We start from the raw sequence: 20,811 nt of genomic DNA on the forward strand, positions 1-20,811 counted from the left end.
AACACACTTGCAGTGTATGTCCTTGACGCGCTTAAGCATAAACACGACTGGGCCCGGCCTCTACGAGTTTACCGAGAAGGTCGCGGCATTTGTGCGCGATAGCGGCACGGATGAGGGGCTTTTGACCCTCTTCGTCCGCCATACGTCCTGTTCACTGCTGATTCAGGAGAACGCGGACCCGGATGTCAGGCGCGATCTCGATATGTTTTTCCGCAGGCTCGTGCCGCCGTCGGACGATCAATCGATGCGTTGGATCAGTCACACGACCGAAGGGCCGGACGATATGCCGGCGCATATCAAGGCCGCGCTGACGCAGACCTCAATAGGGATTCCTGTCGCCGGTGGCCGGATGATGCTGGGGACGTGGCAGGGGATTTATCTTTTCGAACACCGGGACCGGGCGCATCGGCGCGAGGTGGTGCTGCATCTGGCTTGAGGGGCCGCGCTTTCCGCAGCCCCTCCGCGCATTTACGGGAAGATTACTCGGCGCTCTGGTTTAGACCGAACGTGACGTTCACCCGGACCTGATATTCGTTCTCGCCGGCTTCCACCGGTACGGACGAAGCGGTGGCCGCTTCCATGCGCATCATCTGCGGGAGGGGGCGCGGCGGCTGGCCGATATTCGACTGCTCGGAAATCTCTAGAATATCGCCCAGCGAGACGCCGGCCGCCTCGGCAAGTGTCTGCGCCTTCGCTATCGCATCCTGAACGGCGTCCTTGCGCGCTTCGTTCAGCGCTTCGGACGGATCGTCGTTGGTGAAGGTGATCTGGCCACCCTGGTTAACCCCGAGCGAGACGACGCGGTCCAGGATCGCGCCGGCATTGTCCAGATCCCGTATGCGAACGGTGAGGCCGTTGGTGACCTGATATCCGACAATACGCGGGCTTTCCTCACCATTGTTGTCGTTGGGATAAACGTAGCGGGGGTCAATCGACAGGCCGCTGGTCTGGAGATCGCGCGACTCGATGCCCTCCTCGCGGAGGGCCGCGATGACGTCGTTCATGGCCTCGTTGTTCGCGTCCATGGCCTCGCGCGCGGTCTCCGCCTCGCGGACCACGGCTATGCTGATCAACGCCATATCGGGGCTGACCGAGGCTTCGCCCTCTCCGGTGACCATGATCTTCGGCTCAGGCACCATAGCTTCCTGGGCTGCGGCCGGTGAAAGTGCAAGAACCGAAGCCGCAGCGGCCATCGGAATGAAGGAACGAATCATGGCAATCTCCTTGTTCATCAATGCTTCTCCCGAATAGGAGGCGATTGTGCGCTGATTGCGGCACCTTTGCCTTGTGTACGGGTAAAAAACCGACTAAGTGAGCCGCTACCGGGCCTGTAGCTCAACTGGTTAGAGCCGGCGGCTCATAACCGCTTGGTTGGGGGTTCGAGTCCCTCCGGGCCCACCAGTATCCCTAGATTCCAACAACTTGTATGCGGGTTAGCCATTCTGGCTAGCCTGTTGGCTGGCGCAGAGAATCATCGGAAGGCGCTGATCTCCGATTTGATGCTTCAGTCGTCGTTGCCTCACTTGTCCTTACAACCTTGGTTGCGGCCAAGCAGCTTTCCTAGCCTGTGCAGCACTAGAGAAGACAAAGAAGTGCCTTCACCTGCATTCGGTTTGGAATTTGAATTTCGCGTCATGCTGCCGTCGGGACGAGCATTCGCCGATCGTCCTTGCAAAGGATATTGCAGGTGAGGAGAGAGCCTATGGAAGAAAACGCTATGATTATGATTGCCGGTCATCTCAAAGTTCCGGCTGCTCAACGTAGCGCATTCGTCAATGCGCATGCCGATCTGGTCGATCGTGCCCGCGCCTATTCAGGCTGCCTCGATCTCTCCATCAGCGAGGATCCTTTTGATCCGTCTCGTGTAAACCTGATGGAACTTTGGGAATCCGAAACCGTGCTTCAGGAGTGGAGAAAGGTCGCAAACCCGCCCAAGATGGATGTTCAGATCGAGGACGGAAATGTTCAGAAACACCATATCAGTCGATCCGGCCCGCCTTTTTGACGGGGGCCGCCGCGCCCACTCTCTTACTTGCAAAGAGTTCGACCGCCGATTCACAGAACTGATAAAATTCTTGAACCGAACGTCGTCACTTGTTTTCAATAATGCACCACCGCGGTGGCTTTTGATCGATGGACGGGATAAATTATCCTGGAGCAGGGTGGCCGAGCTTTTCCGACTTAGCACCCGCTGAATAGGAGTTGTATTTCAGCGCGACGGAGTGACATGACAGGCCGCACCGATTTTCGAGACGCTGCAGGTTTTCTGTTCCTTCTTCTTGCCTTCCTGTTTGCGGGCGGGTTTTCATCTGACGCACGGGCCCAATCGTCAGAGCAATCCGAGATCGTCGGCACGGTCTGTACGCTGATTGAGTCTCATGCCAAGAAGAACGGTCTGCCGGCGGATTTCTTTGCGCGGCTGATCTGGACGGAAAGCCGTTTCAATCCTAATGCGGTCAGCCCGAAAGGGGCTGAAGGCATTGCGCAGTTCATGCCCACCACCGCTGCGATGCGCGGGCTGAAGGATGCTTTCGATATCGAGCAGGCCATTCCGGCTTCTGCCGTCTATCTGGGGGAGCTGACGCGGGCGTTCGGCAATCTCGGCCTGGCGGCGGCGGCCTACAATGCAGGCGAAGCACGCGTCGAGCGGTGGCTCGCAAATGGCGGGTTCCTGCCGCTGGAAACGGAAAACTATGTGCTGCAAATCCTGGGAGAACCCGCGGAGCGCTTTAGCGAACAGAGCTACAGCGGCACTGTCCAACCGCTCAGTCCAGATGAGCCTTTCGGCAAGGCGTGCCGGGAACTTCCTGTCTCGCGCACGAGCCTCACTGTGGCGAGCGTACCGATCAAACCATGGGGGGTCCAAATCGCCGGGCACTTCCGCCGCGATGTCGCCATGCGTCAATGGGAGCGGGCTCGGCGGGAGCATGCGAGCTTGCTCGATGGCCACAAGCCGGCGATCACCCGTGTCCGTTCACACCGGGGAAAGAATGGCATTCACGCCGTTCGGATCGGCGCGGACAATCGGGCTGAGGCAGACCAGATATGCAGTCGGTTGCGGAGCGCCGGCGGCTCCTGTGTGGTGGTGCGCAACCGGTAGGCTCGTTCATTTCTTCTTGGGTAACTCGGCGATACCGCCATTGGCGGCTGACCATTCCAGCGGCCTCTTCAGGAATTTCTCGGCCTGATCCAGCGCCTCCTTGCCGAAGAGGTTTTGTTGGCGGCAGGCCTCCAGAATGTCCCACCAGGTGGTGAGATGGTGAAGACGCATTCCGGCTGCTTTCAACCGGTCCGGCGTGTCGGGAAAAATATCATAGTAGAAGACGGCAAAGGTATCCGAGACGGAGGCTCCGGCATTGCGGATCGCCTCGGCGAATTTGATTTTGCTGCCGCCGTCCGTGGTCAAATCCTCTACCAGGAGGACGCGCGCGCCTTCGGGAAGGTTGCCCTCGATTTGTGCGTTGCGGCCGAACCCCTTGGGCTTCTTGCGGATATAGACCATGGGAAGTCCGAGCCGGTCCGCCAGCCAGGCGGCGAAGGGGATGCCCGCCGTCTCCCCGCCCGCTACGGCGTCGAACTGCTCGAAGCCTGCATCCCGCAGCACCACCGAGGCGCCGAAATCACTCACTGCGGCGCGGATGCGCGGATAGGAGATCAGCTTGCGGCAGTCGATATAAACCGGGCTGGCAAGCCCCGAGGTGAAGGTGAAGGGCTCGTCGGCACGAATATGAACCGCCTCGATTTCCAGCAGCATTTTCGCCACGGTTTCGGCAATCAGCGCCTTTTCGGGGAAGGTGTTGGCGAACATGGGCGGCTCTCCTGATGGGCGTTTCTCGTGGCTAGCAAGCCGGCTTTCGCTTAGGAAGTCTCGCCATCCACTTTCCAGTGGATGGGAAACATCGGGTCGAAAACGGTGATTGTTTCATCGCCGGCGGTCACTTTGGTCTCGGTTTCGACCGGACTGTCGCTTCGCACGAGTGTGATGCGTTTTTCGTTGGGCGGCAGGCGATAGAAGGTCGGGCCGTTAAGCGAGGTGAAGGCTTCCAGCCGGTCCAGAGCGTTGTCCTCCTCGAAAACATGGGCGAGGCAGGCCATCGTATTCGGTGCGTTGAAAACGCCGGCGCAGCCGCAGGCGCTTTCCTTCAGGGGATCGATGTGGGGCGCGGAGTCGGTCCCGAGAAAGAAACGCCCGCTTCCGGAGGCCGCGGCCGCGCGTAAGGCGAGGCGATGTGTCTCGCGCTTGGCGACGGGGAGGCAGTAGTAATGCGGGCGGATGCCGCCGGCGAGGATGGCGTTGCGGTTGATTATGAGGTGGTGTGGGGTGATTGTCGCGCCGACATTTTCGTCCTGCGCCTGCACAAACTCGACGCCATCCCTCGTCGTCACGTGCTCCATGACGATCCGGAGCTCGGGCAGGCGGCGGCGCAGCGGCGCCAGAACGCGCTCGATGAAGACCGCCTCGCGGTCGAAAATGTCGATCTCGGGATCCGTCACCTCGCCATGCACGCAAAGCGGCATGCCAATTTCCGCCATGCGCTCCAGTATCGGGTAAACCGCCTCGATGTCGCGCACACCGCTTTGGGAGTTCGTCGTCGCGCCGGCGGGATAAAGCTTTACGGCCGTGATAAGGCCATCGCGAAAGCCGGCTTCGATGTCATCCGCGCTGCTTTCTTCGGTCAGGTAGAGCGTCATGAGCGGCGTGAAGGCGCTGCCCTTCGGCAGGGAGGCCTGAATGCGCTCGCGATAAGCTGCGGCGTCGGCCGTGGTGACGACGGGTGGCACCAGATTGGGCATGATGATGGCGCGGGCGAAGTGCGTGGCCGAATAGCGCGTTACAGCTTCAAGCACTTGGCCGTCGCGTAGGTGAAGGTGCCAGTCGTCGGGCTGGCGGATGGTGAGCTTTTTCATGGCAGGGCTCACTCAATAACCGGATTCGATGCGCATTCAATAGAAAATCGCCTTCGCGGGAAACTGCGGTCCAGCCGGTGCAGTGGGCGCGGTAACAGCACCGCAGCGAAGATCTTGACCGGATCATCAGGATGTGTTGTTTTTTGAACAGACCGGTCTGTCTAATTCAATGCAACGTTGAGGAGGATACAGCATGACGAAAAATCAACCGAACAGGCGGGCTTTTAAAGCCCGGCTTGTTGGGGGCGGGCTGGCCGCGGCTACCTTCGCCGCAATGCTTGGGGTGATGCCGGTTCAATCGGCGGAGCAGGCATTTATCTGGAATGGCGAAGACGAGAATCTGGAATGGGGTCCCTGTCCCGAATTCATGCCCGAGGGTTGCGGCATTGCCGTTTTGCAGGGTGATCCCGCGGAGCCTCCCGTCGACATCTTTTTTCGCCTGCCGGGCAACGCCACTGCCGAGCGTCACTGGCACAATTCGTCGGAGAGAATAGTCCTGGTTTCAGGCGAAATGGAAGTCGACTATGACGGGCAGGAACCGGTGATCCTGCAGCCTGGCACCTACGCCTACGGCCCGCCGGAGCTGCCTCACACGGCCGTGTGCCTTTCGAGCGAACCTTGCGTTTTGTTTATCGCGTTCGAGAAGCCGCTCGATGCGATGGCAGGGGCGCCGGAATAGCGCTACGACGACTTTAATGCTTCGGGGCCGTTGCGGTGCGCTTCGGCCCCGATGTTGCTTAGCGCGAGGAGACTATCTTCATAGTGGTGTGGCGGGTTGACGCCCGTGATATTATCTCCCGACGGTGGAGATAATGGCGGGCAGGAGAACGATGCAAAAGACGACGAAGGAACGCTTGCTGGAGACGGGGCTGACTCTGCTGCTCCGGCACGGCTACAACGATCTGGGCGTTCATTCCATCCTGGAAGCGACCGGGGTACCGAAGGGATCCTTCTATCACCACTTTCGCAGCAAGGAGGATTTCGCGCTCCAGGTCATCGACAGCTATATGGCCGAGGTCCATGGGGGCTTGGATGCTTCGTTGGGTGACCGCACCCTGCCGCCGCTCGACCGGGTGCGCCGGTTTTTCGAACTGACGCGCGAGAAATACCGGCACGAGGGCTATCTCGGCTGCATGCTGGGTGGACTGGGGCAGGAGTTGGCGGGCGTCAACGAGACTTTCCAATCAAAGATCGAGACATGCTTCTCCCAGATGGCCGACCGCATCGCAGCCTGTTTTGAAGAGGCGCGCGAAGACGGTTCTCTGTCGCCGCAGGCCGATCCGCTAACCCTCGCGGAGCTGGTGCTGAACTGCTGGGAGGGGGCGGCCCTGCGCAGCCGGTTGCGGCGCGAACGCTCGCCGCTGGATTCCATGCTGGACTTCTATTTCTCTTCCGTAGCGGCGACTACTGCCTGACTTTCGCGTTCACGCGTCGGCAGATTCTCGCTGTAAATTTCTCGACCGAGCGTGTCGGCTTGAGGCATTGTCATACGTCTTTCAACCAAATGAGGACTTCAATGCTCTATGCCCTTCTGTGCTATCACGACGAAGATGTCGTCAACTCCTGGTCGAAGGAGGAGGACGACGCGGTTCTGGCGAAGCGCGGGCGCGTAATCCAAGAGAAGATCGACGCTGGCGAGATGGGCCCGGCCATCCGGCTCGTGCCGACCTCCGCGGCGACCACGATCCGCGCGTCCGGCGACGAGCAGATTGTGCTCGACGGTCCCTTTGCCGAAACGAAGGAGCAGCTTCTCGGGTTTTACATCATCGATTGCGAGAACCTGGAAGAGGCGATCGCTTTCGCCAAGCGCCTGAAAGAAGGCGAAGCCACCACTTTTGAAATCCGCCCTCTGCGCATCTTTAAGAAGGGTGTGCTGCCCGAGAAGATAGAAGCGACCCCATGAGCGAAATTGCTTGGATCGAGACAACGCTAACCAGTGCGCGCCCACAGGTTATGGGCGCGCTCCTGCGCTATTTTCGCGATCTCGACCGAGCGGAAGAGGCCTTTCAGGAGGCTTGCCTGCGGGCGATGAAAAGCTGGCCGGTGAAGGGACCACCACGTGATCCAGCTGCGTGGCTCATCTTCGTCGGCCGCAATGCTGCGCTCGATAGTGTGCGCCGTGACAGCCGCAACACCGCGCTTCCGGAAGAGGCGGCACTCTCCGATCTTGAGGATGTCGAGGCCGACATGGCCGAGCGGCTGGACGACGCGCATTATCGTGACGATATCCTGCGGCTCATGTTCATCTGCTGCCATCCGGATTTGCCGGCCACACAGCAGGTCGCCTTGGCGCTCAGGATCGTCTCCGGGCTTTCCGTGCGCGAGATCGCCAGCGCCTTCCTTGTCAACGAGAAGGCGATGGAACAGCGCATTACGCGTGCAAAGCGGCGGGTGACGGGCGCGAATGTGCCGTTTGCGGCGCCCGGCGCGGTCGAGCGAGCCGAGCGCCTGGCCGCGGTTGCCGCGATGATCTATCTCATCTTCAACGAAGGCTACTCGGCAAGCGGCGGCGAAACGCCCGTGCGTGCGCCGCTTTGCGAAGAGGCGATCCGGCTGGCGCGCCTGCTGCTTCGGCTCTTTCCCGCCGAGCCGGAGATCATGGGACTGCTTGCTCTCATGCTGTTGCAGCATGCCCGCACGGCCGCGCGGCTCGATGCCGAAGGCAACATCGTACTGCTGGAAGACCAGGACCGAACCCTCTGGAACCGCAGTAAGATCACCGAGGGGCTTGCCCTTGTGGACAAGGCCATGCGCCACCGCGAGCCCGGTCCCTACCAGGTGCAGGCGGCGATTGCCGCGCTCCACGCCCGGGCTGCGAAACCTGAGGAGACGGACTGGCACGAAATCTCATTGCTTTACCGGACCTTGGAGCGAATGCAGCCTTCGCCCGTCATCACGCTTAACCGGGCCGTCGCCGTCTTTAAATCGGAAGGTGCCGACGCCGCCCTGGAACTGATCGAACCTCTTGCCGATCGTCTTTCGGGCTACTTCTATTTCCACGGCGTGCGCGGCGCTCTCTTGAAGGAACTCGGGCGCGAGGCGGAAGCACGTATCTCCTTCGACAAGGCGATATCGCTTGCGCGGACGCCAGCCGAGGCCTCCCATATACGCGAGCACATCGACCGGCTGGCGGCAGGGTAGCATTATCCCGCCAACGAAAAATGTCGACGTGTGATCTTCGAATCGCCCTGCGACCGCACGAGCCCCCGCATAAGCAGAGCCATCGATACGTGTGCCTGTCCACGGAGGCGAAGCAGAGCTGCAGGCGCTATCCGACCAGAAAACCCCTGAACTTACCCGGGGTTCCCTCGACTATGAAGGTCCGGAGCAAGACGCTTGAGGTCGAGTAGCGTCCAGTCAGATCCCCACTGCTACCTTGGCACTGAAATCCAGTCTTTAGGTGCCGAGATCCATTTCGAAGCGCGGGTGCACGAAAGCGTCGTAGCAATCATCCAGTTCAATCTTGCGGTGACCGGCGAGCGCCGGGCTGTAAATCGCGTGGAGAGCGCTATTGTCCGGCGTCAGCGGGCAGGTGGGATAGAGCACGAGATCTGTTTGCCTAACGGCCTCCAGTACTTCCATGTCCGGGTCGGGCACCGCGCGCGTCGGATCCGCCCCAATCGCAATGTACTTCGGTGCTGTACGGTCCAGCAGATACGGAAACGGATTAACGAAATTGAGGTTCATCAGCGTTTCGAAACGTTTGCCGCTTTCAGCCTCGAGTGCGCGGATGGCGGCAACAGCCCGGTCGAATGCCATCAGGTGCGTGAGCTGAAAGCCGAAATCGGAATAATACCCGTAGGTGGGAAGCTCTCCAGCCCGGACGAAATCACGATAGGCATCGCGGTGCACGGTATAGTTTCGCAACAGATCGCCAGCCAGCTTGATCATTTCGGGTCGCGCGTTGACACTGCCGATCGTCTTCAGGTTTTCGTTTGGCAGCGGTTCGTTGCGCACGGCGCTTATATATGCCGCAGCAGCCCGGTGAAGCACGTCGGTCAGCGGCAGGAAAACGGCGATCCCTGCGAGGATTGCGATTGCGCCGAATGCCTTCGGCGTTTCTGTGGCAGCCTGCAGTCGTGACGACACGATCCAGATTGCCACGGGCCAGAGGAAAATCAGCGCCTGGCTGCCGCTGTTTTGTGTTTCAAAGAATAGACCGGCAAAGAGAAGCACGCCCAGCCACATGCCCTCATGATCGAGGAATGCCGTCAGTCGTTGCCATGAGCGCTCCTGACGTAAGCTGCGCCAGGACGAGGCGATCCGATCTCGCGTGGTCCAGAACAATACAAGTACCAGGAGTCCGGCAGGAGCCATGACGCTGAAATACTCGGCCCCGGCCCGCAGGAAGCGCGGTAGCAGCTTGCCGGAGTTCATTATCGCGAGCGTCCAAATGTCGGCCATGTAACGGACCGTAAGGCCGTTCCAGAGCTGAAAGACACCGAGAATAGCGAAAAAGATCAGTGCGGCGGCAACGGCATGCCTGAAGGTCAATCTGCCAGCGAAAAAGGCGAAGGCGCAGATAAGAAGGCCCGCGATGAAGCCGGTAATCTTGATGAAGAAGAGGGCGGTCATTGCAAGCACCACCACTGATGCGAGCAGGCGCTGGTGCCGAATGAAGATCAACGCGGCGGCGAGAACATAAAGCAATTGCGTGACCTGACGGTTGTAGATGCCGTAGCCGTCCGATCCGGGATAAAGAAACGACGATTCGGTGTTGAAGGGCAAAAAGGTGAAAGCGAGGAAGGGCAGAAGCACGGCAAAGGCCATGCCGCGTCGCTGTCGGACCTCGATTTCCCGGCTGACGATCGCCATCAACGGCCCGGTAACGACAAACACGGACCAACTCACGAGCAGAAGCGGTTGCGCGTTGGGGAACAGCTTCAGACCGGCGGCGAACAGGTAGTATCCAAGAGGACCGACCGGCGTGAAGAAATCTACCACCGGGATCTGGGCATTAAAGATGCGGTTTGCCGCGTCGAGATAAACGACGAGATCCCAATACATACGGCCGATCGGAACGGTGCATGGCGAGAGCAGTATCACGACCATGAGCAGCGCTGAAGCTGCCACGATTGCAACCGACCAGCGACCTTTTCTGAGGCTGCTTCCCCTGGTGTCCTGCCCGATAGTTACCGACATGGTACGCCCCCGCTCCCCTAACTCAGAGTTGCATGCCAGATACGATTTTACATCCGGTAAAGGTGCCATGTCGGATTGGAGGCATCCCCTTCGTCCTTGGGAAAGACGATCGACAGATAAACGGAGGAAGACGTGTCATCAGTCGAGTTGAACGCTGGAGAAAGTGGGGACCCGCGGGGCGGTGTTATTCCCTATCTGATGGTGGATGGGGCGGTTACGGCCGCGGCATTCTATGGAAAAGCCTTCGGCGCGCGCGAGGTCGGCCGTGTTCCGGAGGATGAAAAAGGCCGCACCATGCACGTCCACCTTTATATCAACGAAGGATCCGTCATGCTGTGTGATCCCTATCCCGAGTACGGGCGCCCTTTGGAGGGGCACAAAGGATTCACGCTGACCCTGACGGTGGATGACGTCGATTTCTGGTGGAAGCGCGCGTCCGAGACGGAAGGCATGGAAACCACAGTGCCACTGGAGAAGATGTCCTGGGGTGATCGCTATGGCGAACTGAAAGACCCCTTTGGCGTGTGCTGGGCCATAGTCGGGAAATAGAAGGAAACTTGAAATGCTGCTACGTCGAGTGGTCCCGTTTGCGCTTTGCGCTCTCATCCTGGCGCCGGTGACGGCCGGAGCACAGGATGCGGCAGCTGCGCAGGACAATTTGAACCTCGTGCAATCCTACGAGGATCTGACCCCGGATAGCACCGGGTATGCGCCGGTCAATGGCCTTGAGATGTATTACGAAGTCTATGGAGAGGGGGAGCCCCTACTCCTGCTGCACGGGGCCTATGGCACGATTGGAAACAACTTCGGTGCTTTCATCCCGGCGCTCTCGGAAATCCGACAGGTCATCGGCGTCGAGCTTCAGGGGCACGGGCGGACCGCGGATAGCGACCGTCCGCTGAGCTACAAGGCCATGGCCTCTGATGTCGCGGGGCTGATCGAGGAGCTGGGGCTCGAGAAGGCAGATATCTTCGGCTATTCGATGGGCGGCAGCGTCGCGCTTCGTGTGGCGATCGACCGGCCGGATCTCGTAGATCGGCTTGTCGTCGCGGCAGGCGGCACCAGCACGGACTCGATGTACGAGGAAGTCTACGACGCAATCCAGACGATGACCGCCGAAGATTTCGCCGGGACTCCCATGGAGCAGGATTATCTGAGGTTGGCGCCCAATCCCGAGGACTGGCCGGTGCTTGTGAAGAAGCTCAAAGCGCTGGATGAAGAGGTCTTTTCGTGGCCGGAGAGCGAGGTCAGCAGTATCGAGGCACCCGCGCTCGTCATCGTTGGCGATGGCGATGTCGTGCGCCCTGAACACGCGGTCGAACTGTTCCGCCTCCTCGGCGGCGGTGTGCCAGCTGATCTTGTCGGCCCGACGGCTTCTCAACTGGCCATTGTACCGGGGGCAACGCATATCACGCTGATGCTCAAGTCTGATATGCTTTTGCCAATGATCCTGCCGTTCCTTGAACCGGAGAAAACGGGGCAGGGGGCGGAATAAGGCCAAAAAAACGCCGAGGGCGGGGTTTACATATGAGACATATGACCTACCCTCGTATGGAGGCTGCGGAGAACTATTGGCGCGGCCCTTTCGTCGGTGCGGTCGGAGTCCGGAAAGAACGTGTCCCGCACCAGAATGCCCACGCAGAATATTGAGAGCGCCATATGAGCCAGGCCAAGACGGGAGATGTCGTCCGCGTCCATTACAAGGGAAAGCTGGAGGACGGCACCGAGTTCGATTCCTCCGAAGGTCGTGACCCGCTGGAGTTTCAACTTGGCGGCGGCCAGATTATCCCCGGGCTTGAAAAGCGCGTTGAAGGGATGGAGACCGGTGAAAAATCGACCGTGACCATCCCCGCTGACGAAGCCTATGGAGACCGCGACGAGCGGCAGGTCCAGACGGTGCCGCGCGACGCTTTCCCCGAAGATCTCGATCTGAAGGTCGGTGCCAGCCTGCAGGCGACCACTCAGGATGGACGTCAGATTCCGCTTACCGTTGTCGAAGTCGCCGATAGCGAAGTGACGGTGGACGCCAACCATCCGTTGGCTGGGCGGGATCTGGTGTTCGATCTCGAACTGGTGGAAATCGTCGGCTCACAGCCCGGAGAGAAGTTCGGGCAGTAAAATCTGCCCGAGTTCTGGCGCGCGGGGTGCATGGTCGCGTGAGGCTATTGCGGCAGCGCGTCTGCTTCGTATTGCGCGGCGAATTCCGCTGACGGCGGGATAGGCTTGATCACGTCGATGAGTACACCGTTCGGATCGGCTGTGATGAAGTGGCGCTGACCGAAGTCCTCGTCGCGCAACTCCTGAAGGATAGGCAGGCCGGCTGTTTTGGCGCGTTCGTATTCCTCGTCAGGGTTTTCCACCTCGAAATTCAGGATCAAGCCCGAAATACGGCCGCGCATGGTCTCGGGCACCGTCTCATGGTTGCCCGAAAGGATCGCGAGATTGACGGTCTCGTCCTCGCTCGATTGCAGATGCACGTACCAGTGACTCTCGAAGAGCGGTTGGAAGCGGAAATGCGTGCAGTAAAAGGCGGTGGTCTTTTCCACGTCATCGGTCATGATGACGGGGTAATAGCTGGTGCATTTCATGGGTTTTCTCCTTGCTGCAACTAACATACAGTGTGTATGTTTTATTCAATAACATACAGGCTGCATGTATGCAACAGGAAAGACCACGCCGCTCCAACAGGGAACGTTCGCAGGAAACACGCGAAAAGCTGATCGAGGCCGCGCGACGGCTGTTCGTGGAAAAGACCTATGCAGAGACGGGAACCCCTGAGATCGTCAGGGCGGCCGGGTTGACGCGCGGTGCGCTTTATCACCATTTCGAGGACAAGCAAGCATTGTTCCGCGCCGTGGCGGAGCAGGAGGCGGCGGATGTGGCCGCGGAGATCGAGCTCCATGGCACAACAGAAGATCCACTTGAAGCGCTGATCGAAGGCGGGGACGCCTTTCTGGAAGCGATGGGGAGGTCCGGCCGCACCCGCCTTCTCTTGTTGGATGGGCCGGCCGTTCTCGGGCGCGCGGCGATGGACGAGATTTATGACCGTCATGGCAATCGTACGTTACGCGACGGGCTCGCAGAGGCGACGCAGGCGGGAACCATTCGCCAGGTCCCGCTCGAACCGCTAACCTCGCTTCTTGCCGCTGCGTTTGACCGCGCGGCACTTGCCATCGAAGCCGGTGCTGATGCGGATGCCTATCGCCTCGGCCTTTCAGCGTTGATCAGGGGGCTTGCCGCAGGAGAGGGAAAGAACGTCAGTTAAAGATCGTCTCGCCCTGCTCATCGACAATCTGCCGCCCTTTGCGAATGGCCTGCTCGGCCGCGAGATCTGCGCTTGGAAAGCGGTCGGCGCGAATGAATTTGTGTTCCTTCGTCGCGCCGTCGATTTCCTTCGAGATGATACCGCAGGTCTGATACTGGCCGTCCTGCGGAAAAGGCGTGGCACGGATCGTGAAGCCTTTGTGCTCGGCAGGCTCGCCGACAACTTCCGCTGTTCCGCCGCTCTTTTCTCCGCCGCCGAAAAGCTTTTTCAGAAGTGACATTCCGCTTCTCCCTTTGTTCGCTCTTATCTAGCGCGAACGGATAATCGGGACCAGTCGCTTATGAGCTTGCAATTCCAAGCGGCGGAAGAAATCAGCGGTAGCGGATGACCGGGCAGTCGCGGGTGCGGGCGAAGACAATGCTTCCGTAGTTGCGGCCCTTACGGCCGGAGACACGGAGGATCCTGTGGTTTGCCTGCGCTACACGAGCGTGGCGCAGCCCCATCCGGGAAGCTTTTCGCACTGCCTGCTGTGTCGAGCAAGAGCGCTCGTAGCGGGGCGCGTGGCGATGATACCGGCCGGAGCGGTGGCGAGGTGGACGTTGATAGCGGGGTTCATGGCCGGCATGGACCCCCGCGCGCGCACCGTTCCCGCCGAAGCTGAAGTAAATGCCATCTGCGTGAGCGCCGGCGGGGAGGGCGGTCAACGTGCCGAAGCCAATGACAGCCGAAAGAAAGACGAGCTTGATTTTATTGAACATCATCTGTTCCCGTTGAGGTGGAATATGCCCACACTCGCATGGGTCACCTGAACCGGGAGCGAACCGGCCATTCAGGTCTCATTCATGTTTCGGGCAAGAATTTTCGGATCGAAACAGATGGACAGCCGGGAAATCAGGCCGTCGTCATCGATGTCGAGAAATATCCCCGCCGGGAGCTGCAGGCTCTGCTCGTGTGCTTCGGGGAAACCCTCGAGAGTGGAAAGATAGGTTCCGCGCGCGGTGAACTCCGCAGCCGCACGAACCCCGCCCGGGGTGGTCATGATGGCAGCATCGGCGATTTGCATACGAAAATGGCGGGTGATTTCGGCCAGGCGCCAGCGGAAACTGTCGTGTCCGATCTGTCGTTCCGTGCCGGGAGAATCATGAGCGACATCTTCCGAAAGGCAGTTCAGCATCCCCTCATGATCGCTTGCGTTGAAAGCCTGGAGAAGACGCTCGACCAGGGCGCGCGTGTCGTTCTCGTTCATGGCTCTTCCTCCAGAATATAAGGGATATATTGCGCAGGCTCATCCAATTCATCTTCCTGAGCGGCGATGCGCCCGCGCATGGAAACTCCGGCTTCGTGCACGCTCTCAGGGCGACCGGAAACCAGCGGATGCCAGGACGGTAGGTCTTCTTCCGCTGCGACCAGGCGGTAGGCGCATGTGGCGGGAAGCCACGAGAGGTTTTGTACGTTTTGGGGCGTCAGGCGCACACAGTCGCGCACGCGATCAAGACGATGTGCATAATCGGAGCATCGGCAGGTGCCCGCATCGAAAAGGCGGCAGGCGACACTGGTCCAATGGATTTCGCCGGTGTCTTCGTCCTCGAGTTTGGCCATGCAGCATTTGCCGCAGCCATCGCAGAGCGACTCCCACTCGGCCTCGCTCATCTGCTCGAGGGACTTGGTTTTCCAGAACTGTTCCATGGAGACGATGTGGCGCGCCGGACAGTCAAGGTCAAGCACGCCCGATCTGCTGATACGGAACCAACAAGCGTTTCGCAGATTAGTTCCGCCGAAGGGACGCTCACCGAGGGAGCAATAGAGCATGACAACTTACAACCGACTGCTGGTCGGAACCGCGCTGTGTCTGTTTATGGCCGCGCCCAATGCTGCGCGCGCGGAGGCCGGTGGAGCCTCGGCTGCCGAGCTGATCGAGGAACCGTTCACCATTCTGGCGCAGGCGGACGATCCGGAAGGAGAGCCCGCCGCAACTGATTGCCCGGCGGGATCCGTGTTGGAAGGCGGGGAATGCGTTCCCGTAGAAGAGGAAGAGCCTACCGCAGAGTCTCCGGGTGAGGAGACGTCTCCTGAAGAAGCGCCGCCGGCAACGGAGGAGCCTGAAGCTGAACCCGCTGAAGAGCCAGTTGACGAAGCGCCTCCCGAGGAGGAAGAAGCCGCACCTGTCGAGACAGAAGAAACCCCTCCCGCCGAGCCGGAGGAGACCCCCTCCGAACCGTCAGATACCGAGGATGCGAGCGAACCCGAAGCCGAGACACCGGCCGAAACGGAGCCTGAAGCCGAGGTCGAAACGGAGATGGATGAGCCGACTGCGGCTGACGAATCGGCCGAAGAGCCGGCCGCGGCGGAAGAGGACGCGCCTGTGGAAGCGCAGGAGGCACCTGAGAACGATCCCGTGGCGGATGGATGCCCGGCGGGTATGACCATGTCGGCCACCGACGGTGAATGCGTTCCCGCCGAGGAGGAAACCACCGACGAACAGCCCACAGATGAAGTACCAGCCGAGGAAGAGCCCGCCCAACCCGCCCAAGACCCGGCTGAAGAAGAGCCTGCGCAGGTGGAGGACGCGGGGGAAGATGAGGCTGAGGCCGAGAGCACCGCTGACGAGCAGCCGGTCGACGAACAAGAGCCAACCGCGGAACCGGATGAATCTGCTGATGAACCGGCGGCCGACGCGCCGGTTTCCGACGAAGATACGGCGGCTGAAGAGGAATTGGACGGCGAGCCCGCCGATGACGCCACGCCGGAAGATGGCGAGCCGGTAACGGAAGACGAAGAGGGTGCTGCCGAGTCCGACGAAGCAGCGCCTGAGGCCGATTCCACCGAGGAAGGACTTCCGGAAGACACGGACGAAGAGCAGCCGGCAGACGCCGAGGAAGCGCCCGATAGCGATGAGGAGGCCCAGGAGGGGCTTCTGAATCCGGAACAGGTGCGCCAAGAGATCCGCGAGATCGTGGAGGAAGAAGGTGAAGCTATCGAGCTCGGCCAGACACCGGAAGATCAGCGGGTGCGGCGCGGGCAGTTTTACCAGCAGCGCGAGAACGCGCGGGTCGTCGAGGAATACAACGACAATCGTACGATCGTGGAAATCAACAACAACGTCTATGTTGAACACCCCGACTACGATCGCCTCGTCCTTCAGGACGACCACGTCTACTATGAGAGACTGCCCGGAGAGCGCGTGCGCGAGGTCATCGAGCGCCGGGACGGAACGCGTGTCATCACCATCCGTAATCGCTATGGCGATGTGGTGCGGCGCGTACGGGTGACGCCTGACGGTCGCGAATATGTCCTCGCCTATGTTCCGGATGACCGGTTCGACTCTGTGGTGCGCTTTGAGGATCCGGCGCGCGATCTGCCGCCGTTCAGGCTGACGATTCCGGAAAGCGATTACATTCTCGAGGCGCAAGCCGTTGAAGAACCGGATCGCTATTACACATTTCTCGATCAGCCCCCGGTTGAGCCGGTGCCGCGTCTCTATTCTCTGGAAGAGGTGCAGTATTCGGCGCGGGTGCGCGACATGATGGGGCGGATCGACCTCACCACGATCGAGTTCGAATTTGGCTCCGCCCAGATTGACGAGCGCGAAATCGCGGAACTTGAAGCGCTGGCCGATGCCATGCTGCGGCTGCTGGATGAAGACCCGGCGGAAACTTTCCTCATCGAGGGTCACACGGACGCCGTCGGGTCGGAACTTGCGAACCTGGCCTTGTCGGATCGCCGTGCGGAGTCGGTGGCGAGAGCACTGACGAATGTCTTCGGGCTGCCGCCTGAAAACCTCGTGACGCAGGGTTATGGCGAGCAGTTCCTGAAGGTCGACACGGAGGATCGCGAGCGGAGCAACCGGCGTGTGGCCATTCGGCGGATTACGCCTCTGGTCTCGCCTGTAGCAAGTCGATAACAGGCTTTCCTGCGTTCGCCCGAGACGGGGATTGCAGGTAAGAGCCCGGCCGGTTTCCCCTCCGCCGGTCGGGTTACTTTTGGGACCTAGGTCAAGTCCAGAATGCGAGGCTCAGGCGGCTGCTGCGGCTGGAGCCCGGGCGCATCCAGCGGCGGAGGACGCTTTAACGTCGGCCGGCAACTTGGGTAGATTCCGGTAGTGCCGGGCGGACACAGGGAGCGCACGATTGGTCGGCAGTTCGGGTGCTGCCCTGCTGTCCCTGGAGGGCATTGCGGCCCTGTTTGAGGCCTGACGCATTGCCCGCCGGCGAAAACCGATCCTATGGGGCAGCGGGGACCGATGGAGCGTTCTGGCGGGTTCCCCAGCGGACCCGCTTGGGCAAAGACCGCCGCAGAGCCGGCAAGACCGAACGTGGCCGCCAAAAAAAGGACGGCGACAAGATAGCGGGCGCGGTCTGACATTTGCGCCGACTGACCGGAAAAACATTCCATGAGACTATTTCCTGCTTTGATCGCCAATATGGGGATGCGCCGGCGCTTCTGGCAAGAGCTTAAAAAATGCGCGTGCAACTGCCTGAACTGGAAGAACGGAGAACGAACTCCAAAGATGCCGCAGCGTCAGGGGACCACACGCGTGCTATTGTCTGTCACCAACGGTAGTCCCGTTTCCAATTCGTCGTTCAGTTTGCGGCGTGAAAACGGCGCTATTGAAAGGTTCTTCAGAAAAGCTGCTATGGCTCTTTGACAAGCGTTGAGGAATGTTAAATGCTAAACGCTCGGTGAATTCTGAAAACCAATGAAAAATGGGCCAACCGATCACTGGGAGGGCGTCGAATGAAATTTTTTAAGAGCGGTAGCGGCCGAGTTCCCGCGCGTATAGAGGCGCTGGGCGAGAAAGCCCGGAAAGGCAAGATGGATCGGCGCGAGTTCCTTGCGCTGGCGAGTGCTTTCGGTGCGACAACCGCAGGTGCCTATGCGATGGCCGGGCTCGCGGCGCCGCAGGCGGCAATGGCACAGGACCCGAAGCAGGGCGGCGTGTTGAAGGTGGCCATGTGGGTCAAAGAGCCAAAGGACCCGATGACGGCCGACTGGTCTGAAATCGCCAATGCCATGCGCCAGACGCTCGAGCCGCTGGTGAAATACACGCGCGAGTTCACCTTCGAGGGCAAGCTGCTGGACAGCTGGGAAGTCAACGAGGACGCTACCGAGTACATTCTGCATGTCCGTCAGGGCGCGACCTGGAACAATGGCGATCCGTTCAGCGCGGATGACGTCATGTACAACCTCAATCGCTGGTGTGATCAGACGGTGGCCGGCAACTCGATGGCAACGCGCCTGTCTTCGCTGATCGATCCTGACACGGAGAAGGCACGCGAAGGGGCTATCGAAAAGGTCGACGAGTATACCGTCCGGCTTTCTCTTGAAAAACCTGACGTTTCGATCATCCCGGGCCTGGCGGATTATCCGGGCCTGCTGGTTCATCCCAGTTTCGACGAGACCGGCCGTAACTTCGTCGCCAATCCGATCGGCACGGGGCCGTTTGAACTGGTCTCCTACGAAGTCGGCGACCGTGTGGTACTGAAGCGCCGCGAGGATGGCGGCTGGTGGGGCGGCGAGGCCTATCTCGATGGCATCGAGTTCATCGATTACGGCCCCGATCCTTCCGCGATGCTGGCTATGTTCGAGGCTGGCGAGGTGCAGGGGAACTACGAGACGACGGCGGACTACGTTTCGATTCTCGATTCTCTTGGCCTTGATAGGTCCGAGGTCATGACGGCCACGACGCTGGTTGCGCGCACCAATGTCGAGAATAAGCCCTACGACGACCAGCGGGTGCGGCGGGCGTTGCAGCTTGCGGTGAATAATGAAACCGTACTGACGCTGGGCTACAACAATGCGGGCGAGGTCGCAGAGAACCACCACGTATCCCCGATTCAGCCGGACTATGCGGAAATACCGCCTTTCGAGCACGACCCCGAGGCGTCAAAGGCCCTTATGGAAGAGGCGGGCCAGATGGATTTCGAGCATACGCTCATCACAGCGGACGAGGATTGGCACAAGAATACCGGCGATGCCATCGCTGCACAGCTTCGCAAGGCCGGTTTCAAGGTGAGCCGTGAAGTGCTTCCCGGGTCGACCTTCTGGAACGACTGGACCAAGTATCCTTATTCAATGACCAACTGGAATATGCGTCCGCTCGGCATCCAGGTGGTTGCGCTCGCCTACCGCTCTGGCCAATCCTGGAACGAGACTGCCTATTCCAATCCAGATCTGGACGCTCTCATTGACGAGGCGCTGACGATTCCGGACTCGGAAGATCGGCAGTCGGTGATGAAAGACATCGAGCAGCACATCCAGGATTCCGGAATCATTATCCAACCTTACTGGCGAAAGCTCTTCAACCACTCCACCCCGGAAGTGAAGAATTTCGAGATGCATCCTACTTTCGAGATTGATCTCGCGGGGGTATGGCTGGACCAGTAACGATTCTTCGGGAGAAGCCGTCCCGGCTTCTCCCGCAACAAGAAAAATAAACCTCCGCGAAGAGGGGGAAGGTCGTGCTGAGCTTTATTTTTCGTCGCCTCGGTGTCATGGCGCTGGCGATGGCGTGCCTGTCGCTCGTGGTGTTCTTTCTGATCAACCTCGAGCCGAACCTGAAGAAGCTGGCTATCGGTCAGCTTACCCAGCGCGCGTCGGGCGCGGAGATCGAAAGCTGGTTGCAGGATAACGGCTATCGCCAGAACTTCTTCGTCCGCTACGGCCAGTGGCTCGGTGTGCTCCAAAAGCAGCCCAACATCGACCGGGAGACCGGCGAGGCGACATCTCGGTTCTCCTATTGCAACGAGCCGGCAGTGCCTCGCTATTCGGGAATCCTGCAGGGGGATTTTGGCTGTTCGACCAAGTTCAGGCAGCCGGTTACCGCGCAACTTCTGCCGGCGCTTGCCGCCACCGGCAAGCTGATGTTCTGGGTGATGGCGGTGATGGTGCCGGTGTCGCTGGTCATCGGCGTGCTTGCCGGCATGCGGGAGGGAAGCCGCATAGACCGCGGCCTTTCGGTCGCGTCTATCACAACTACAGCCACGCCTGAATACATCTCAGGCGTTATCTTTGCCGTCGTATTCGCTTCCTGGCTCGGCTGGCTCAATGCCTCGGCGGCTTCGGCAACGAATAGCGGCATCACCTTCTACAATTTTGCGCTGCCGGTGATGACCATGGCCGTCTACGGGACCGGCTATATCGCACGTATGACGCGGGCCTCTATGGTCGAGGTCATGACCCAGCAGTATATCCGCACTGCCCGGCTCAAGGGGCTCGGATTCAATGCCGTGGTTTTGAAGCATGCGTTACGCAACGCGCTGATCGCTCCCTTTACGGTGATCATGCTGCAGTTTCCCTGGCTGCTCACCGGTGTCGTGATCGTCGAAGTGATGTTCCGCTATCAGGGTTTCGGCTATACGCTCGTGGAAGCAGCGGCCAACAACGACATCGACCTGCTGCTGGCCTGCTCGCTGGTTTCGGTGTTCGTGGTGCTTTCCACACAGCTTATATCCGATATCGGCTATGCGCTGCTCAATCCGCGCATCCGAGTGCAATAG

Annotated in this window: 24 protein-coding genes and 1 tRNA gene; 16 read left to right on the forward strand and 9 right to left on the reverse strand. The window is 59.9% G+C overall.

The window, feature by feature from the left end:
- Positions 1-16 precede the first annotated feature (16 nt).
- Positions 17-436, forward strand: a complete 420-nt coding sequence (locus LY631_RS16335) for a secondary thiamine-phosphate synthase enzyme YjbQ (protein WP_274426655.1) — start codon at positions 17-19, stop codon at positions 434-436.
- 43 nt (positions 437-479) lie between these two features.
- Here LY631_RS16335 and LY631_RS16340 read toward each other — a convergent pair whose 3' ends face one another.
- Positions 480-1,214, reverse strand: coding sequence for an SIMPL domain-containing protein (locus LY631_RS16340; protein WP_274426721.1), 735 nt, complete (start codon positions 1,212-1,214; stop codon positions 480-482).
- A 110-nt stretch (positions 1,215-1,324) separates the two neighbouring features.
- Between LY631_RS16340 and LY631_RS16345 the strand changes: the two genes are divergently transcribed.
- The 3 genes from LY631_RS16345 to LY631_RS16355 all read left to right on the forward strand — a co-directional run bounded on the left by LY631_RS16345 (position 1,325) and on the right by LY631_RS16355 (position 3,100).
- Positions 1,325-1,401, forward strand: a tRNA-Ile gene (locus tag LY631_RS16345).
- A gap of 301 nt (positions 1,402-1,702) precedes the next feature.
- Positions 1,703-2,005, forward strand: a complete 303-nt coding sequence (locus tag LY631_RS16350) for a putative quinol monooxygenase (protein ID WP_274426656.1) — start codon at positions 1,703-1,705, stop codon at positions 2,003-2,005.
- A 222-nt stretch (positions 2,006-2,227) separates the two neighbouring features.
- Positions 2,228-3,100, forward strand: a complete 873-nt coding sequence (locus LY631_RS16355; RefSeq protein WP_274426657.1) for a lytic transglycosylase domain-containing protein — start codon at positions 2,228-2,230, stop codon at positions 3,098-3,100.
- 6 nt (positions 3,101-3,106) lie between these two features.
- Here LY631_RS16355 and LY631_RS16360 read toward each other — a convergent pair whose 3' ends face one another.
- The gene (locus LY631_RS16360) at positions 3,107-3,808 is read right to left on the reverse strand and encodes an orotate phosphoribosyltransferase (RefSeq protein WP_274426658.1); all 702 of its coding nucleotides are present in this window, start codon (positions 3,806-3,808) and stop codon (positions 3,107-3,109) included.
- A 50-nt stretch (positions 3,809-3,858) separates the two neighbouring features.
- Positions 3,859-4,908 carry a dihydroorotase gene (gene pyrC, locus LY631_RS16365; protein ID WP_274426659.1) on the reverse strand — a complete coding sequence of 350 codons (1,050 nt, stop codon included), beginning with the start codon at positions 4,906-4,908 and terminating at the stop codon, positions 3,859-3,861.
- A 193-nt stretch (positions 4,909-5,101) separates the two neighbouring features.
- On the opposite strand from pyrC, the gene LY631_RS16370 reads away from it, so the two are divergent.
- From LY631_RS16370 to LY631_RS16385, 4 genes are all read left to right on the forward strand, one after another.
- The gene (locus LY631_RS16370; protein WP_274426660.1) at positions 5,102-5,587 is read left to right on the forward strand and encodes a cupin domain-containing protein; all 486 of its coding nucleotides are present in this window, start codon (positions 5,102-5,104) and stop codon (positions 5,585-5,587) included.
- A gap of 151 nt (positions 5,588-5,738) precedes the next feature.
- On the forward strand, positions 5,739-6,323 hold the full coding sequence (locus LY631_RS16375) for a TetR/AcrR family transcriptional regulator (protein ID WP_274426661.1): 585 nt from the start codon (positions 5,739-5,741) through the stop codon (positions 6,321-6,323).
- Positions 6,324-6,424: 101 nt separating this feature from the next.
- The gene (locus LY631_RS16380) at positions 6,425-6,811 is read left to right on the forward strand and encodes a YciI family protein (RefSeq protein WP_274426662.1); all 387 of its coding nucleotides are present in this window, start codon (positions 6,425-6,427) and stop codon (positions 6,809-6,811) included.
- Positions 6,808-8,049, forward strand: coding sequence for an RNA polymerase sigma factor (locus tag LY631_RS16385; protein WP_274426663.1), 1,242 nt, complete (start codon positions 6,808-6,810; stop codon positions 8,047-8,049). Before LY631_RS16380 ends, LY631_RS16385 begins: the two co-directional genes overlap by 4 nt.
- Before the next feature lie 255 nt (positions 8,050-8,304).
- Here LY631_RS16385 and LY631_RS16390 read toward each other — a convergent pair whose 3' ends face one another.
- A complete protein-coding gene (locus LY631_RS16390) occupies positions 8,305-10,050 on the reverse strand; it encodes a hypothetical protein (protein WP_274426664.1) in 1,746 nt (581 codons plus the stop codon).
- A gap of 132 nt (positions 10,051-10,182) precedes the next feature.
- Between LY631_RS16390 and LY631_RS16395 the strand changes: the two genes are divergently transcribed.
- The 3 genes from LY631_RS16395 (at position 10,183) to LY631_RS16405 (ending at position 12,168) form a co-directional block, all read left to right on the forward strand.
- Positions 10,183-10,599 (forward strand): VOC family protein, encoded by a 417-nt coding sequence (locus tag LY631_RS16395; RefSeq protein WP_274426665.1) that lies wholly within the window; start codon positions 10,183-10,185, stop codon positions 10,597-10,599.
- A 13-nt stretch (positions 10,600-10,612) separates the two neighbouring features.
- On the forward strand, positions 10,613-11,545 hold the full coding sequence (locus LY631_RS16400; RefSeq protein ID WP_274426666.1) for an alpha/beta fold hydrolase: 933 nt from the start codon (positions 10,613-10,615) through the stop codon (positions 11,543-11,545).
- Positions 11,546-11,709: 164 nt separating this feature from the next.
- Positions 11,710-12,168 carry an FKBP-type peptidyl-prolyl cis-trans isomerase gene (locus LY631_RS16405; RefSeq protein ID WP_274426667.1) on the forward strand — a complete coding sequence of 153 codons (459 nt, stop codon included), beginning with the start codon at positions 11,710-11,712 and terminating at the stop codon, positions 12,166-12,168.
- A 44-nt stretch (positions 12,169-12,212) separates the two neighbouring features.
- Here LY631_RS16405 and LY631_RS16410 read toward each other — a convergent pair whose 3' ends face one another.
- Positions 12,213-12,638: a VOC family protein gene (locus LY631_RS16410; protein ID WP_274426668.1), complete on the reverse strand. Its 426-nt coding sequence runs from the start codon at positions 12,636-12,638 to the stop codon at positions 12,213-12,215.
- A gap of 68 nt (positions 12,639-12,706) precedes the next feature.
- On the opposite strand from LY631_RS16410, the gene LY631_RS16415 reads away from it, so the two are divergent.
- Entirely contained in the window at positions 12,707-13,315 is a 609-nt protein-coding gene (locus LY631_RS16415; RefSeq protein ID WP_274426669.1) for a TetR/AcrR family transcriptional regulator, read from the forward strand.
- On the opposite strand, the gene LY631_RS16420 is transcribed toward LY631_RS16415, so the two are convergent.
- The 4 genes from LY631_RS16420 to LY631_RS16435 form a co-directional block, all read right to left on the reverse strand.
- The gene (locus LY631_RS16420; protein ID WP_274426670.1) at positions 13,308-13,595 is read right to left on the reverse strand and encodes an HlyU family transcriptional regulator; all 288 of its coding nucleotides are present in this window, start codon (positions 13,593-13,595) and stop codon (positions 13,308-13,310) included. The genes LY631_RS16415 and LY631_RS16420 overlap by 8 nt on opposite strands.
- A 91-nt stretch (positions 13,596-13,686) precedes the next feature.
- Positions 13,687-14,073, reverse strand: coding sequence for a hypothetical protein (locus tag LY631_RS16425; protein ID WP_274426671.1), 387 nt, complete (start codon positions 14,071-14,073; stop codon positions 13,687-13,689).
- 71 nt (positions 14,074-14,144) lie between these two features.
- Positions 14,145-14,561, reverse strand: coding sequence for a nuclear transport factor 2 family protein (locus tag LY631_RS16430; RefSeq protein WP_274426672.1), 417 nt, complete (start codon positions 14,559-14,561; stop codon positions 14,145-14,147).
- Positions 14,558-15,001, reverse strand: a complete 444-nt coding sequence (locus LY631_RS16435) for a YcgN family cysteine cluster protein (RefSeq protein WP_274426722.1) — start codon at positions 14,999-15,001, stop codon at positions 14,558-14,560. Before LY631_RS16435 ends, LY631_RS16430 begins: the two co-directional genes overlap by 4 nt.
- A 121-nt stretch (positions 15,002-15,122) precedes the next feature.
- Between LY631_RS16435 and LY631_RS16440 the strand changes: the two genes are divergently transcribed.
- The 4 genes from LY631_RS16440 (at position 15,123) to LY631_RS16455 (ending at position 20,811) form a co-directional block, all read left to right on the forward strand.
- Positions 15,123-17,216, forward strand: a complete 2,094-nt coding sequence (locus tag LY631_RS16440) for an OmpA family protein (protein WP_274426673.1) — start codon at positions 15,123-15,125, stop codon at positions 17,214-17,216.
- A 489-nt stretch (positions 17,217-17,705) separates the two neighbouring features.
- The gene (locus tag LY631_RS16445; RefSeq protein ID WP_274426674.1) at positions 17,706-17,960 is read left to right on the forward strand and encodes a hypothetical protein; all 255 of its coding nucleotides are present in this window, start codon (positions 17,706-17,708) and stop codon (positions 17,958-17,960) included.
- Positions 17,961-18,049: 89 nt separating this feature from the next.
- Positions 18,050-19,699 (forward strand): ABC transporter substrate-binding protein, encoded by a 1,650-nt coding sequence (locus LY631_RS16450; RefSeq protein ID WP_274426675.1) that lies wholly within the window; start codon positions 18,050-18,052, stop codon positions 19,697-19,699.
- A gap of 74 nt (positions 19,700-19,773) precedes the next feature.
- Positions 19,774-20,811, forward strand: coding sequence for an ABC transporter permease (locus LY631_RS16455; RefSeq protein WP_274426676.1), 1,038 nt, complete (start codon positions 19,774-19,776; stop codon positions 20,809-20,811).

The sequence above is a fragment of the Chelativorans sp. YIM 93263 genome, from assembly GCF_028767125.1.
Lineage (GTDB): Bacteria > Pseudomonadota > Alphaproteobacteria > Rhizobiales > Rhizobiaceae > Chelativorans.